Origin of the sequence: Pseudomonas sp. 21LCFQ010, assembly GCF_024129905.1 — a bacterium.
Classification (GTDB): Bacteria; Pseudomonadota; Gammaproteobacteria; order Pseudomonadales; family Pseudomonadaceae; genus Aquipseudomonas.
The window spans coordinates 74,533-90,551 of sequence record NZ_JAMYDZ010000017.1; the positions used below are offsets into that span (position 1 = coordinate 74,533).

The window sequence follows — 16,019 nt, forward strand, 5'->3', positions numbered from 1 at the left end:
GTGCGTAATGGCCAGGCCAAGGCGCGTTCGGTATGGCAGGGTTTTGCCAGCGGGCTGGCCGGTTTGTGTGGGTTATATGGCGTGGACGTCGAAGAACCGGCTCCAGCCCCGGCGCTTGAAGCCCCGGCACTGCAGCCGGTGAATATCGCCAAGTCGCTGATCACCCTGGACAAGCCGGGTGTTACGCATAAGGTGTCGCTGGACAAGGGGCCGGGGGCGCCACGCTCGATCAAGGTCAGCGCGACCTGGATCGATAACGGCGATGGCAACGACAACGATGATCTGGACTTGCGCGTCGGTATTCTGCGTCCCGACGGTCAGATGTCGCTCATCCACGCACCGGCCAGGCGCGGCGCCTTCGATCTGGACCCGTTCGTGTTTCATACCGGCGATGTGGTCAGCGCCAGTGCTTCGGCACCGGGCACTGAAAGCGTCGAAATCAATCCGCAGATCTCGCGCAAGCTGGGTGGCAAAGTGGCTCTGGTGTGCAGTGTCTATTCGGCGGTGGACAACGGTGATGTGTCGGTGGGCTCGCTCAAGCCCAGAATGCGTATGGAGTATGGCGACCAGGTGGTGGAGTGCGCCTACGAGTTCGAGCTTGAGCAGAAAGTGCAGAAGGGCTTCTTCGGCCGCAAGACCAGCGTCTCGACCTATCCCGACAGCTACACCTACGTCATTGGCCTGATCGAGATTGATGATCAGCAGATCGTCCTCAGTCCTTCAGGTGTCACGGCAGAGTCAGGCAGCGAGGCGACGCCCTGGTTGAGCTGGAGCAATGGCGGGGTGCTGCTGAGCATGGACGGGCCAGAAGTGTTCAAGGATGAGCCGATCGATCTTGATCAGGATAAGCAGTACATCTGAATGGGTTGATCGGTCCCTTTTGGGGACTTCGCTCAAACGGACTAACCGCTCGGCAACTCAATCATCGGCTTGAAGTCTTTAACCTGTGCTAACCAGTCCTATTCAGACACAATGAGCGCTTTTTGTTGTAGGACCGTTCTGAATGTCTGTCTTTTCTGCGTCCTGGCGTCAGGCGCTGGTGGTTGCCTTGGCTGTTTTGCTGGCCGCGTGTGACAACACCGACAAGCCTGCTCAACCACAAAAGCCTGTTGAACCGCCGCACACGACTTACCGTCAGGCCGGCTGGGATGAGCTGCCGGCGGTGACCGATGCCGATCTGCAGGCTGGTTTTGCCGCCTGGCGCAGCGCCTGTACCCGACTCAAGGCTGACCCGGTGTGGGGGGCACCTTGTGCATCGGCGGCCAGTCTGGCCGCGGCGCCGTCTGCGGCCGAGATCCGGACCTTTCTGCAGGCGACGTTGCAGGTTTATAGCCTGCGTGCCGATGGCGGCAGTGCCGATGGTCTGATCACCGGTTATTACGAGCCGGTCTACCCAGGCAGCCTGACCCGTACCGAACAGGCCCAGGTGCCGGTGTATGGCATTCCTGATGATCTGGTGGTGGTCAATCTCGACAGCCTGTACCCCGAACTCAAGGGCAAGCGCCTGCGTGGCCGGGTCGAGGGCCGGGTACTCAAGCCTTATGACGATGCCGCGACGATCAATGCCAATGGCCTGGATGCGCCGGTGATTGCCTGGCTCACCGACCCCATGGATTTGCAGTTCCTGCAGATCCAGGGCTCGGGCCGGGTTCGTCTGCCTGATGGTACTCAAGCACGTCTGGCCTATGCCGATCAGAATGGCCACCCGTATCGCGCCATCGGCCGCTGGCTGGTCGAGCAGGGCCAGTTGCAGAAAGAAGACGTGACCATGGGCAGCATTGCTGCCTGGGCCAAGGCCAACCCGCAACGAGTTCCCGAGTTGCTGGCCAGCAACCCGAGCTATGTGTTCTTCACCCGTAACCCGGACAGCAATGAAGGGCCGCGTGGTTCGTTGAACGTGCCTTTGACCGCCGGCTACAGCGTGGCTATCGACCGTAAAGTGATTCCGTTGGGCAGCCTGCTGTGGCTGTCGACCACGCGCCCCGACGGGACAGCGCTGATACGCCCTGTTGCCGCTCAGGACACTGGCGGTGCGATTGCCGGTGAAGTGCGCGCGGACCTGTTCTGGGGCACCGGAGAGGCCGCCGGGCATCTGGCGGGGGACATGAAGCAGAAGGGCAATGTGTGGCTTTTGTGGCCCCAAGGCGTGGCGTTGCCGTGATTAACCTGACGTTTTCCAGCGGCGTATGGGTTAGAGATTTAAACAGGACTTTGACTTGTTTTTTGTCGTCAAAAACATGGCAATAAATGAATGAATCTTTTTCCGACGAGTTGTATCAAAGACGCCAATAACAATATATTGACACTGTCATACTGATATTACACATTACTGTTTAATGCTTTCTTACAGGGGCATCCCCTGGGCCTTCTGATAGGACGAAGTGCATGAGTCGCGCCGACGATATCGCCAGATTGTTCCAGGGAATTGGAGCAAGTACAGACGGATATCTGGACATGGACAGCCACTTCGATTATCCGGAAACCACAGTGACGCCCTTGCGACCTTTGCGTGCGGTCAGCGAGGCGTCTTCGCCTGCGTCCGCGCAAAGCCCGTCGCTGCCGACGGCGTCGCTTGAGTCGCCCTCTGCATCGCCTGCGGTGATATCGGCATCGCTCAGCTCGCTGCTGGCCGAAGCTGCCCGTGTGCGCGAAGCGAATGCCGGGACCGGTAATGAGGTTCACACGCAGCCGCAGCACACAGGACCCGCTCCTGAAATCAAGGCGCGGGTGATTGCTGTCGTCTCGGCCAAGGGCGGGGTAGGCAAGACGACTTTGAGCGCCGCGTTGGCCAGCCTGTTGCAGTTGCCTGGTGGCCGGACACTGGTCGTTGAACTCGATCCGCAGGATGCTTTGCGTCATCACTTGTTGGGCGGTACTGAACAGGGCGGTCTGGTCAATGGCCGTTTGCGTGACGAGGACTGGAACAGCCTGTTGCTGCCGGGCACTGCCAATACCTGGGTGCTGCCTTACGGTTCGCATAGCGCTGAGCAGCGCCGCTCGCTCAAACAGGCAATGGATGAGGACCGGCATTGGCTGGCCCGGCAGATCGAGCGTATGCAACTGGACGAGCATGACGTGCTGGTGCTGGATGTGGCCACAGGGCCGTCGCGCTATCTGGAGCAGGCACTGGATGTTGCCGATCAGGTACTGGCCGTGGTGAACACCGACGCCGCCTGTTACCAGACCCTGAATGTCATGGAGCAGTGGCTGGCACCTCTTGCCAGCAAGCCTCGGCCACCGGCCTGTCATTACGTGATCAACCAGTTCGATGCCACGCGGGCGTTCAGTTGCGACATGCACCAGGTGCTGCTGCGTCGTCTCGGTGAGCAACTGCTGGGCTGGGTACGGCTCGATTACAGTCTGGCTGAGGCGCTCGCCTATGGCACGTATCCGCTGCTGGCCGAAACGCCGACCCAAGGTGTCCAGGACCTGCACGCGCTGGGTCAGCAACTGACCACTCGGCTCATGGAACAGGCCCGTGCTGAGTCCAGCCTTTCATGAGCGAAGTGCAAACCGAAGTGCCTGGATTGCGGGCACGAATCCGCCGTGTTCTGACGCGGTTATCGGCGCGTCTTGATGCATTGCCTGCCCAGCCCCTCCTGATCCTGAAAGTCGCTGGTGGTTTGCTGGGCGTGTTGCTATTTGCGTTTGTGGTGTCGGTGCCCTTTGATCTGCAGGCTCAAGCCAGTTTCGGGGTCATGTGTTTTATCGCCGCGTTGCTGTTGCGCCGTATTGGCGGTCGCCTGGCGATTCTGGCGATGATTGCCCTGTCGCTGGTCATGTCACTGCGCTACGTGTATTGGCGGGTGACCTCGACGCTGGGCTTTGAGAACTGGGTCGACATGCTCTTTGGCTACGGTCTGGTGCTGGCCGAGCTGTATGCGCTGATTGTGCTGCTGTGCGGCTACCTGCAAACCTGCTGGCCGCTGCAACGCGAGCCGGTGCTGATGAAGGGCCATCCGGATAGCTGGCCGGTGGTGGACTTGTTCATCCCCACTTACAACGAAGCGCTGTCGATCGTAAAGCTCACCATCTTTGCTGCGCAGGCCATCGACTGGCCTCGGGACAAGCTGCGCGTGCATGTACTCGATGACGGTCGCCGCGAGGACTTCCGGCAGTTCTGTGCCCAGGTCGGGGTCAATTACATCACCCGTGACAACAATCGGCATGCCAAGGCCGGTAACCTCAATGAAGCGCTGAAGGTCACCGACGGCGAATACGTCGCGATTTTTGATGCCGACCACGTGCCGACCCGTTCTTTCCTGCAACTGTGCATGGGCTGGTTCCTCAAGGACCCGAAGCTGGCAATGCTGCAGACCCCGCACTTTTTCTTTTCTCCGGACCCGTTCGAAAAGAACCTCAACACTTTCCGCGCGGTGCCTAACGAAGGCGAGCTGTTCTATGGCCTGGTCCAGGACGGCAACGACCTGTGGAACGCGGCGTTCTTCTGTGGCTCTTGTGCAATCATCCGTCGCAAGCCTCTGGAGCAAATCGGCGGAGTGGCGGTCGAGACCGTGACTGAGGATGCCCATACGGCGCTCAAGCTCAGTCGGGCCGGTTACAACACCGCTTACCTGGCAATCCCGCAGGCGGCAGGCCTGGCTACTGAAAGTTTGTCGCGGCACATCAGCCAGCGAATTCGCTGGGCGCGAGGCATGGCGCAGATCTTCCGCACCGATAACCCCTTGCTGGGCAAGGGGCTGCAAATGGGTCAGCGGCTCTGTTACCTCAATGCCATGCTGCACTTTTTCTATGGCTTGCCGCGCCTGGCGTTTCTCACCGCGCCGCTGGCCTTTCTGTTTTTCGATGCACGGATTTTCCAGGCTTCGGCCTTGATGATCACCGTGTATGTATTGCCGCATATCCTGCATGCCAGCATTACCAACTCGACCATGCAGGGGCGCTTTCGTCACTCGTTCTGGAACGAGGTCTACGAGACGGTGCTGGCCTGGTACATCATGGGCCCGGTGCTCATGGCCCTGATCAACCCCAAGTTCGGCGGCTTTAACGTGACCGACAAGGGCGGGATCATCGACGAGAAGTTCTTCGAATGGAAACTGGCCCGTCCCTACATTGTGTTGCTGGGCCTGAACCTGGCCGGCCTGCTGTGCGGCATCGTGATGCTGATCCAGGGCAGTAACGAGGAGGGCGCCACGGTCACGATCCTGATCAACCTGGCCTGGACGCTCTACAACATCATTATTGCCGGCGCCGCTGTGGCGGTGGCCAGTGAGACCCGCCAGGTGCGTAACGAGCCCCGCGTCGCGGCCAGCTTGCCGATGCGTTTGCAGCGCGCCGATGGCAGCAGCCTGGATGCCACGACCCTGGACTTCTCGCAGAACGGCCTGGGCTTGCGCTTGCCCGAAGGGCAGAGCCTGACGCGCGGTGAGATCGTGCAGATCGGCCTGTTCCGCAAAGACCAGCTCAGCCAGTTTCCCGCCACGGTGGTGTTCTGCCGCGATTCGTTGATCGGTGTGCAGTTCAATCAGTTGACCCTGCGCCAGCAGAGTGACCTGGTGCGCCTGACCTTTTCGCGGGCCGACACCTGGGCCGCCACTTGGGGCCATGGCCTGATCGATACCCCACTCAAGGCCCTGCGCGAGGTCTGCAGCGTCAGCCTGCGCGGTGTTCGCGAACTGTTCACGGCCACCCGCCATGCCTGGCGGGCCCGACGCGCACTGAATACGGCGCCCGCCACTCTTACGGAAAAATCATGATGTCCAAGCCAATGCAAAGCTGCTACGCAGGGCCTGCTTCTCGCTACCTGACGGCGTTCATGTCGTCCTTGCTGTTGCTCGGTGGCAGCACGCAAGCCTTGGCCGACGTGGCCGGTCCTGTGGCGCCGCTGATGCAAGGCGAGGGGTATCGCGTGAGCCTCAAGCAGTTGGGGCGTAATTATCCGATGATCCTGAAGGGCATCGAGTCGGCCGATACGGTCAACTTCAACGTGCGTGCCGATCAGGTGGTTACCGGCGCGCGGCTGACCCTGGAGTATTCCTATTCACCGGCATTGCTGGCCGACATGTCGCAGCTCAACGTGATGGTCAACGACGAGGTCGCCGCCAGTTTGCCGCTGGTCAAGGAGGGGGCCGGCAAACCGCAGAAGCAGCTGATCGAGGTCCCGGCGCACCTGATCACCGAATTCAACCGCCTGAGCTTACAATTTGTCGGGCATTACACCATGAGCTGTGAAGACCCGATGCACAGCAGCCTGTGGGCGCGGGTCAGTCCTGCATCGACGCTGGAGTTGCAGACCCAGCCACTGAATCTGCCTGACGATCTGTCGATCCTGCCGCTGCCGTTCTTTGATCGCCGCGACATGCACCCGGTGACTTTGCCGTTTGTGTTTGCTTCGGGGACCGATAATGCCACCCTCGAAGCCGCTGGCGCGTTGTCGTCCTGGTTCGGTGCCCAGGCCAGTTATCGCGGGGCGAGTTTTCCGGTCAGCCTGAACGAACTGCCTGCCAGCGGCAACGCGGTGGTGCTGCGTGTGGCCACCAGCGCCGGGACCCTGGGCAACAGCCCTGTACCGGCGCCCAGCGGCCCCAGCGTGGCGTTGATGGCCAACCCCAACGACCCTAACGGTAAGCTGCTGTTGATCAGCGGCCGGGACGCCAAAGAACTGAAAACCGCGGCGACCGCAGTGGTGGTCGGCAGCCATGCCCTGAGCGGCAGCCAAGTGGTCATCAGCCAGCTGGAAACCCTGCAGCCGCGCAAACCCTACGATGCGCCAAACTGGGTCCCCTCTGATCGCCCGGTCAAGCTCGGCGAACTGATCGAGGCCAAAGCTCTCAACGTTTCTGGCTACAACCCCAACACCATCAGCGTACCGCTGCGGCTGCCGCCGGATTTGTTCAACTGGCGCCAGGAAGGCGTGCCGCTGGATTTGAAGTACCGCTACACCCCGCAGTCGCGCAAAGGCAACTCGTCGCTGATCGTCAGCTTCAATGACACGCTGGTCAAATCCGAGAACCTGCCATCGACCGAGCAGCTCGACAGCAGCCTGCTGGGCAAGATCCGCGATGAGGTATTGCCGCGTGATACCCGAGCCCGCCTGCCGCTCGAAGCGCTGAGCCTGCAATCGCGCCTGCAGTTCCGTTTCATGTATGAGTTCATGCGCCAGGGTGAGTGCGGCGACATCATCATCGATAACATGCGCGGCAGCATCGACCCTGAATCGACGGTCGACCTGAGTGGCTACGATCACTTTATGGCCATGCCCAACCTGGGCGTTTTCAAGGATGCCGGCTTCCCCTTCACACGCCTGGCCGATCTGTCGCAGAGCGCCGTGGTGCTCCCCGACAACGCAGGTATCGAAGAGCTGGGTGCCTACCTGGATATCCTTGGCCGCTTTGGTGAGTCCACCGGTTACCCGGCCACCGCAGTGACTGTGACCCAGGCCGCGCAAGTCAGCCAGGTGGCCGACAAAGACCTGCTGGTGCTGGCTTCCGGTGCCAATCAACCGTTGCTTGAAACCTGGGCCGAGCGTTTGCCGGCGCAGGTCAATGGTAACCAGAGCCGGGTCGAACTGTCGGACCTGGCGTTCAAGGTGCGCAGCTGGTTCAGCTCTGATCCGGAGGCCAACCTGCGCCGGGCGCGGGTGGCCATGTCGTTCTCGGCCGAGCAAGGCAGTTCGTTCCTGACCGGCTTTGAGTCGCCGCTCAAGGGCGGCCGCAGCGTGGTGGTGATTGCCAGCAGCCGGCCGCAGGATCTGGCTGATGTGACTCGTGCGCTGGTGGGGGGCGAGGACTACACCCAGGCGATCCAGGGCAGCCTGGTGGCGGTGCGTGGCAAGTCGGTTCAGGCGTTGGTGGCTGACGAGCAGTACTACATTGGCCAGTTGGGCGCTGTGCGCTACGTGCAATGGATCCTGTCGCGTAACCTGGCGGTGTCGCTGTTGGTCACCGGCCTGAGTGTCGCGGTGCTGGCGGGGCTGGCGTTTCTGGCGCTGCGTGCCCGGGCACGCCGCAGGCTCGACCCGTGAGTCGGCTCAAGGCCTGGCTGGCCGGCACTCTGTTACTGGTGTTGAGCAGCTCTCTGGTGCAAGCGGCGCCTCGCTGCGATAGCAGCCTGTGGCCGTTGTGGCAGACCTTTCGCGAGCACTTCGTGCAGCCTGACGGCCGCGTGCTGGATGCCAGTACGCCGCAGCAGCACAGCTCTTCCGAGGGGCAGTCATACGCGATGTTTTTTGCGCTGGTGGCCAACGACCGGTCGAGTTTCGACCTGATGTGGCGCTGGGCGCAGAACAACCTGGCGGGCGATGACATTGCCCATAAGCTGCCTGGCTGGTTCTGGGGCAAGGATGAGCAGGGCGTCTGGCGCTTGCTGGATGACAACTCGGCCTCGGATGCTGACCTGTGGTTCGCCTATGCGCTGTTCGAGGCCGGGCGGCTATGGCAAGACCAGCGCTACACCGAGGCGGCGCGCCAGTTGCTGACCAATATCAAGGCTCAGGAAATCGAGACCCTGCCGGGCCTGGGCAAGATGCTGATGCCGGGGTTTCGCGGTTTCATCAAGCCGGACCTGAACAAGCCCGACCTGTGGCAGCTCAACCCCAGTTACCTGCCAGTACCGCTGCTGCGGCGTCTGGCGGTACTGGATAACAACGGTCCCTGGACCGAGATCGCCAACAATACCCTGACCCTGATGCAGGCCGTGGGGCCCAAGGGCTTCATTGCCGACTGGGTGAGCTACCGTGCCAGCGGCGCCGATCAAGGGCAGTTCATTGTCGACCCGGTCAAAGGTGAACTGGGCAGTTACGACGCGATTCGTGTCTACCTCTGGGCCGGTATCACGGCGGCTGAAGATCCGCTGGCCAGGCCGATGCTCGCGGCCCTCAATGGCATGAGCGTCGCCACCGTGCAAAGCGGCGTGCCACCGGAAAAAATTCAAACCCGTAGCGGTGCCTTCAGTGGCCAGGGTGGTTTTGGGTTTTCGGCGGCCCTGTTGCCGTACTTCCAGGCGTTAGGCAACACGGCGCAAGTTGACGCACAGACGCTACGCTTTCGGCAGGGCATGGCCCAGAGCCTGACACCTGAAGCGCTCAAGGCCGCCCAGCCACCTTATTACCATTTTGTACTGAGCCTGTTTGCCTTGGGCCACATCGAGCAGCGTTACCGTATGGACGCTGACGGCCTGTTGCAGACCGCTTGGGGGACGCCATGCGCACGCCTCGCACCGTAATGCTTTCCGGGGTCCTGGCGACCCTTTTCAATGCCGGCGTGTATGCCGCGCCGCTGACTCCGGCCGGCCAGGCGCTGCTGGAACAGGGCCGTTACTGGCAGAACCAGAACGACCCGCAACGCGCCACAGAAGTCTGGAAAAAACTGCTGCTGATCGACCCGCAGCAGATCGATGCGCAGTACGGTCTGGGCCTGTTGGAACTCAAGGCAAAACGCCCGGCCGCCGCCGCCCGTTATCTGGAGCAGATGCGCGCGGCCCACCCCGGTGATCCTTTGACCCTGCAACTGGAACAGGCCATCGCCCTTAACAGTGGCGACGCCAGCCAGCGCCTGGAAAATGCCCGCCTGGCGGCGCAGAACGGCGAGCTGGACAAGTCGGTGGGGCTGTATCGACAGTTGTTTGCCAACAAACCGCCCCAGGGTGAACTGGCTCTGGAGTTCTACAGCTACCTGGGCTACACCCGCACCGGCTGGAACGAGTCGCGCCAAGGGCTGGAGCGTCTGCTGAGCCAGGAGCCTGACAACGCCAAGGTCAAGCTGGTACTGGCCAAGCTGCTGATCCGCAATGAGACCACCCGTGTCGATGGCATCCGGCGTCTGGCGCAATTGTCGACGGTCCCGGAACTGGGCGGCGAGGCCACTGAAAGCTGGCGTCAGGCGCTGGTCTGGCTGGGTGCGCCGCGCCCGGCAGAACAGCCACTGTTCGAGGCCTACTTGAAGGCCAACCCCGATGACACTGAGCTCCGCGAGCAGATGCAGGGCAAAGGTGCTGGCGCCGCCCAGGTGCAGCAGAACCCGCATCTGGCCCGTGGCTTCAAGGCGTTGCAGGACAACCAGCTGGATGTCGCCGAACAGGCCTTTCAGGCACGTTTGAAAGAACAGGCACAGGACGCCGATGCCTTGGGCGGTATGGGGCTGGTCCGTCAGCGTCAGGGGCGTTTCAACGAGGCCAACGAACTGCTGGGCCGCGCCGTGGCGCGCAGCGGCAATGCGCGCTGGCAGACGGCGCTGGATGCCAACCGTTACTGGGCCTTGCTGGGCCAGGCCGGCACGGCGCGGGCCGATAAGGACCTGCAACGGGCGGCAAACCTGTTGCAACAGGCGATTGCCCTCAAGCCCCGGCAGATTGAAGGCCATGTGGCGCAGGGCAGCCTGCAGGCTGAGCAGGGGCGGTTCGATGACGCCCAGGCCAGCTATCGCCAGGCGCTGGCGCTGGATGCGGCCAATCCCGACGCTTTGATGGGCATGCTCACGGTGCTGACCCAAAGTGGCCAGACCGCAGAGGCCCAGCGTCTGATCGACGGCCTGAGCGCCGCCCAGCAACAGCGCCTGGGCGATCTACGGCCGCTACGCGCGGCCCTGGCCGCTGGCCAGGCGCGCAACGCCGAACTGCGTGGCGACCTTCGCTCGGCGCTGGCTGCCCAGCAGGATGCGGTGCGCAACGAGCCGAAGAATGCCTGGCTGCGCAACGACCTGGCGCGCCTGTACCTGCTCGACAATGCGCCGGACAAAGCCCGTCAGGTCATCGATGACCTGCTCAAAAACGATTCGGCCAATCCTGAAGCGTTGTACGTGGCGGCACTGGTGGCGGCGCGGATGAGCGACTTTCCGGCGGCGCAGCGTCATCTGGAGCGGATCCCGGCGGCGCAGCGCACCCCGGCGATGCAGAGCCTGGCCAGTGACTTGCGCGTGCAGAGCCTGATTACCCAGGCCGGCGAACAGGTGCGCAAGGGCAACCGCCAGGCTGCTGTGGACCTGCTCAGCCGCGCCGAAACCAGTGCCCGTGACGAGCAACTCAGTGCTTTGGCCAATGCCTGGATCGAAGCCGGGCAGCCCGAGCGAGCCTTGCAACTGTTGCGTCAGGCTCAGGAACGCAGCCCCTCACCAACCCCGGAGTTGCGTCTGGCCTATGCCGGTGCGCTGCTCAAAAGCGGCGATGATGTGCAGGTCAACCAGATCCTCAACGAGTTGCAGAACCGCAACCTGACGCCTGCGCAGCGGCGCAGCTATGACGATCTGCTGTTCCTGTACCGGGTCCGTCAGGCCGATCTGTTGCGTGACCAGGGCAATCTGGTCGCCGCTTACGACACTCTGGCGCCGGCCCTGGAACAACGCCCGAACGACCCGCTGGCCGGTGCTGCCCTGGCGCGTATGTACCTGGCCAACAACGATCCGCACAAGGCGGTTGCGCTGTATCAGCCGTTGCTGGCCAAGTACCCGCGTGATGCCAGCCTGCAGATCGGCATTGCCCAGGCCTGGAACCAGTTGGGCGAGTCGCGCAAGGCCGAGAAGGCCGTCGATGAAGCTGTGGACCTGGCGGGCAACGATCCGCAGATCCTGTTGACCGCCGCCGGGCTGCTGCGCGCCCAGGGCAAGACCTCACGTGCCGCTGAGTTGTACAGCCGCGCCCTGGCCTTGCAGGAGCCGCTGCACCAGCCGGGAGTTAATCCGTTTGCCAAGGCGACCGCCAGCAATCCCTTTGTCGGTCAGCCTGGCCAGCGCGGTCAGTCGCGGCTGGCCCAGCAGGGCAACCTGAATCAGATTCCGGAACCGGCCGAAGTTCAGGCCGCGGCAGTTGAGCCAGTGGCCCCGGTTGCCGTACCGGTGCCGCAGTTTGCCGCCGCACAAGCGCCAGCCCGCTACGCCACACCCGATAGCTACGCGGCGGGCTATGCCGCCGGTTATGCCGCTGTAGCCCAGGCGTCGGCCCCGCCCCCACGTGAGCCGGCAACCGTGCGCAAGGCGGCGCCCGTGCCGGCTGACCCTTGGCAGCAAGCGCGTCAGAGCCTGGAGCAGATTCGCCAGGAGCGCAGCCCCAGCGTGACTCAAGGCGTCAGCTATCGCAGCAACAACAGCGAGTCCGGGCTGGGCAAGATGTCCGAAGTCCAGGCCCCCCTGGAAATTCGGATGCCGCTTGGCGATGACCGGCTGGCGCTGCGTGTGACCCCGGTGTCACTCAATGCCGGTTCGGTTGACGACACGGCCGCATTTCGTTTTGGCAGCGGGCCGACCCTGTCACCCTTGCAGAACCTCAGCGGTCTGACCGCCGTACAGACCGCAGCCGCTCAGGAAGCACTGGGTGCGGACGTGGATTTGCGCGGTGCTTCGGCGGCCGGGATCGGTCGCCAGAAAGACAGCGGCGTGGGGCTGGCCGTGGCCTATGAAAGCCCTTCGCTGGGCCTCAAGAGCGATCTGGGCACCAGCCCGATAGGCTTTTTGTACAGCACCGTGGTCGGAGGCATCAGCCTGGAGCGGCCGTTTGTCGAGGGCGGTGACTGGCGTTACAGCATCAATCTGTCGCGGCGTCCGGTCACCGACAGCCTGGCCTCCTTTGCCGGCGTTCAGGACCGGCGTACCGGCGTCGAGTGGGGCGGTGTCACCGCTAATGGCGGGCGTGTACAACTGAGCTACGACAATGGCCATTTCGGCACCTATGGTGTGGCCGCCGTGCATGAACTGGTGGGGCATAACGTCGCTGACAACCAACGCCGCGAGGGCAGTGCCGGCGCCTACTGGTACATCTTCAACGACGATAGCAAGCAGTTCACGGTCGGGGTCAACCTGACCGCCATCGGTTTTGACCAGAACCAGAACTTCTATACCTATGGCCACGGTGGTTATTTCAGCCCGCAGGGCTTCTATGCCCTCAGTGCGCCGATTGGTTGGTCGCAGCGTTCCGGCCGGCTGAGCTACTCGTTGCGTGGTGCACTGGGTGTACAGCATATCCAGCAGGATGGCGCGGACTTCTATCCCAACGACAAGGCCTTGCAGGCGAGTCTTGAAGCGACGGCGCAAAACCTAGCCGGCGCCGGGCTTGGCGTGTCAACCCAGTACGCCGGGCAGAGCAAGACCGGGGTGGGTTACAACCTGGCCGCAGCGGCCGAGTACCAGATGGGCGACAACTTCTTCCTGGGTGGCCAGTTCGGTCTGGATAACGCCCGTGATTACCGACAATGGAGCGGCGGTTTGTACCTGCGCTACATGTTCGAAGACTTCAGCGGGCCGATGGCCTTGCCGGTCAGCCCTTACCGTTCCCCTTATTCGAATTAGCAGCAGGAGTAGTACGCAATGGCAACAGCATCGGTCCTGGCGGGCCTGACGATCCTGATGATTGGCGACAGCCACCTGGCGACCCCCGATTACCTGATCGGCAGCCTGCACGACAGCCTGGTCCAGCAGGGCGCCAAGGTCCACACCCTGGGCATCTGCGGCGCCAACGCCGGTGACTGGCTGCAGGCCACACCAGGCACCTGTGGCGGTGCCGAGCGCCGTGGCAGCGAAAAGACCGTGGTGTTGGGCAGCAAAGCGGCGACCGTACCAATCAGCCAGTTGCTGGCCGCCGACAAACCGGATCTGGTGCTGGTGGTGATGGGCGACACCATGGCCAGCTACACCAAACCGGCGTTCCCTAAAGCCTGGCTGTGGCAGCAGACCACCACGTTCACCAAGGCGCTGGCGACCAGCGGCACACGCTGCGTCTGGGTCGGCCCGAACTGGGGCACCGAGGGCGGCAAGTACGGCAAGACCTTCGCCCGGGTCGAGATGACTTCGAAGTTTCTGGCCAGCAACGTTGCCCCTTGCAGCTACATCGATTCGCTGCAGTTCTCCAAACCGGGCCAGTGGGCCACGGTGGATGGCCAGCACTTGACCGGTCCTGGCTACAAGACCTGGAGCGATAACATCGGCAAGGCGTTGGTGCAGGCGCCTGCGGTCAAGGAACTGCGGCCATGATCCGGCCACTGGCAGCGCTGCTGCTCTGGCCGATGCTGGGTGGCGTCGCGCAGGCGGCCGAGATTGCCCTGTACCCCAGCGGCCCGGCTGAAGACTCAGCGTTCATCCGCTTCGTCAATGCCAGCGCCGCGCCGCTGGAGGTCGTGGCCCGTGAAGGACAGAAACCGCTGCGCCTGGAGGCGGAGCAGCCGTCGGCCTTTTTTCCGGTACAGGCCAAAGGGGCGGTCGAAGGCACGCTGATCAGTGGTGCGCAACGGCTGGCCATGGCGCAGGCGGTCGAACCCGGCGAGTTCGCCACGGTGGTGGCCCTGGCCAAGGCCGATGGCAGCCTGCGTCAGGTCGCGGTGCGCGAAGCACCGGATGACTTCAATGCGCTGAAGGCTTCGCTGGCGTTCTTCAGCCTCGACGCCAGTTGCGCCGAGGCCAGCCTGCGTCCGGCCGGGCGTACGGCCGATTTGTTCAAGGCGGTGCCGGATGGCACCTTGCAGCGTCGCTCGATCAACCCGGTCAAGTTGTCGGTGCAACTGGTCTGTGGCCAGGCCAATGTCGGCGCGCCCCTGGATCTGGGTGAGCTGAAGGCGGGTGAGCGCTACAGCGTGCTGCTGTTGCCATCGACCAATGGCCCGCGCCTGTTGGCGGCTACGGATACGTTGTCCCACTGATCGAATCAGGCAGTTGTCGTCATGGTCTTCGCCTCTCTGGAGTTTCTCCTGCTGTTCCTGCCGGCGTTCATGCTGGTCTACGCGCTGGGGCGGCCGGCCTGGCGCAACACGATTCTGCTGATCGGCAGCTGGCTGTTCTACGGTTGGTTGAGCCCGTTGTTTCTGGCGCTGCACATGGTCCTGACGGTGATCGCCTGGGTCGGCGGCTTGATTGTGGACCGGGCCCGTGAGGGGTCGAGCCGGCGCATGCGCTGGCTGGTGGGCTTGATCGTGCTCAACACCGCCGTGCTGTGCTGGTACAAGTACGCCAACATCCTGGCCCTGACCGCCAATGAGCTGATGAGCGCTTACGGTGCGATGCCGTTCGAATGGCAGCGCGTGGCCTTGCCGGCGGGGCTGTCGTTCATCGTCCTGCAGGCGATCTCCTACCTGGTGGATGTGCATCGTCACACGGTGCCGGTGGAGCGCAGCTTCATCAACTACGCCACCTACATCTCGATGTTCGGCCATTCGATTGCCGGCCCCATCATCCGTTATGACTGGGTGCGCCGTGAGCTGAACCAGCGTCAGTTCAACTGGACGCTTTTTTCCCTGGGGGCGCGGCGTTTCATGATCGGCATGAGCATGAAGGTACTGGTGGCCGACACCTTGTCGCCGCTGGTGGACGTCGCTTTTCATCTGCCGCAGCCGAGCCTGGTCGATGCCTGGATCGGTTGCCTGGCCTATTCGCTGCAACTGTTCTTCGACTTTGCCGGCTACAGCGCGATGGCGATCGGCCTGGGCCTGATGCTGGGCTTTCACTTTCCGGAGAACTTCAACCGGCCGTACCTGGCGCGCAGCATCCAGGATTTCTGGCGGCGCTGGCATCTGTCGTTGTCGAGCTGGCTGCGTGATTACCTGTACATCGGCCTGGGCGGCAATCGCCATGGGGTCTGGAACACCTACCGCAACCTGTTCCTGACCATGGCCATCGCCGGCCTGTGGCATGGCGGTGACAGCTGGAATTACCTGCTGTGGGGGGCGGCGCATGGTATCGCGCTGTGTGTCGATCGGGCCTGGGCGCATTCGAGCCTGCCGGCGATCCCCAGACCGTTGGCCCATGTGCTGACCTTGTTGTTTGTATGCCTGGCCTGGACGCTGTTTCGCTCGCCGGACTTCCATACGGCCTTGAGCATGTACGCCGGCCAGTTTGGCCTGCACGGCATTGGCCTGGGGGATGCCATGGCTGTGACCCTGCGTCCGGCGCATGGCATGGCGGCCGTGCTGGGGCTGTTGTGCATCGTGGCACCGCTGCTGCAACGCCGCGCCGAACAACGCTGGGCCCAGGCGCGCTGGTTTGTCACCGGCGCGGCGGTGTGGCCGGTGGCGGGTTTCCTGCTGTCGTTCGCGTTGATCGCCAGCCGTGAAACCGTGCCGTTCCTGTACTTCCAGTTTTGAGGGCCTG

The 16,019-nt window shown here is 62.8% G+C and carries 10 protein-coding genes; all 10 read left to right on the plus strand.

What is annotated here, in order from left to right; genetic code table 11:
* The 10 genes from NJC38_RS18875 (at position 1) to NJC38_RS18920 (ending at position 16,012) form a co-directional block, all read left to right on the plus strand.
* Positions 1-861, plus strand: a complete 861-nt coding sequence (locus tag NJC38_RS18875; protein ID WP_253116504.1) for a hypothetical protein — start codon at positions 1-3, stop codon at positions 859-861.
* A gap of 142 nt (positions 862-1,003) precedes the next feature.
* Positions 1,004-2,161 carry an MltA domain-containing protein gene (locus NJC38_RS18880; RefSeq protein ID WP_045492921.1) on the plus strand — a complete coding sequence of 386 codons (1,158 nt, stop codon included), beginning with the start codon at positions 1,004-1,006 and terminating at the stop codon, positions 2,159-2,161.
* Between the two features lie 224 nt (positions 2,162-2,385).
* Positions 2,386-3,501 carry a cellulose biosynthesis protein BcsQ gene (bcsQ, locus tag NJC38_RS18885; protein WP_253116507.1) on the plus strand — a complete coding sequence of 372 codons (1,116 nt, stop codon included), beginning with the start codon at positions 2,386-2,388 and terminating at the stop codon, positions 3,499-3,501.
* Positions 3,498-5,717 carry a UDP-forming cellulose synthase catalytic subunit gene (gene bcsA, locus NJC38_RS18890; protein WP_253116509.1) on the plus strand — a complete coding sequence of 740 codons (2,220 nt, stop codon included), beginning with the start codon at positions 3,498-3,500 and terminating at the stop codon, positions 5,715-5,717. Before bcsQ ends, bcsA begins: the two co-directional genes overlap by 4 nt.
* A complete protein-coding gene (gene bcsB / locus NJC38_RS18895; RefSeq protein WP_253116511.1) occupies positions 5,717-7,984 on the plus strand; it encodes a cellulose biosynthesis cyclic di-GMP-binding regulatory protein BcsB in 2,268 nt (755 codons plus the stop codon). Before bcsA ends, bcsB begins: the two co-directional genes overlap by 1 nt.
* Complete coding sequence (bcsZ, locus tag NJC38_RS18900) at positions 7,981-9,183, plus strand: cellulose synthase complex periplasmic endoglucanase BcsZ (protein WP_253116513.1); 1,203 nt, start codon at positions 7,981-7,983, stop codon at positions 9,181-9,183. The genes bcsB and bcsZ overlap by 4 nt, the downstream gene beginning before the upstream one ends.
* Positions 9,162-13,232, plus strand: a complete 4,071-nt coding sequence (locus NJC38_RS18905) for a cellulose synthase subunit BcsC-related outer membrane protein (protein ID WP_253116515.1) — start codon at positions 9,162-9,164, stop codon at positions 13,230-13,232. The genes bcsZ and NJC38_RS18905 overlap by 22 nt, the downstream gene beginning before the upstream one ends.
* 18 nt (positions 13,233-13,250) lie before the next feature.
* A complete protein-coding gene (locus NJC38_RS18910) occupies positions 13,251-13,913 on the plus strand; it encodes an SGNH/GDSL hydrolase family protein (RefSeq protein ID WP_253116518.1) in 663 nt (220 codons plus the stop codon).
* Positions 13,910-14,575, plus strand: a complete 666-nt coding sequence (locus NJC38_RS18915) for an alginate O-acetyltransferase AlgF (protein WP_045492906.1) — start codon at positions 13,910-13,912, stop codon at positions 14,573-14,575. Before NJC38_RS18910 ends, NJC38_RS18915 begins: the two co-directional genes overlap by 4 nt.
* A 21-nt stretch (positions 14,576-14,596) precedes the next feature.
* On the plus strand, positions 14,597-16,012 hold the full coding sequence (locus NJC38_RS18920) for an MBOAT family O-acyltransferase (RefSeq protein WP_253116519.1): 1,416 nt from the start codon (positions 14,597-14,599) through the stop codon (positions 16,010-16,012).
* The last annotated feature ends 7 nt before the right edge of the window (positions 16,013-16,019 follow it).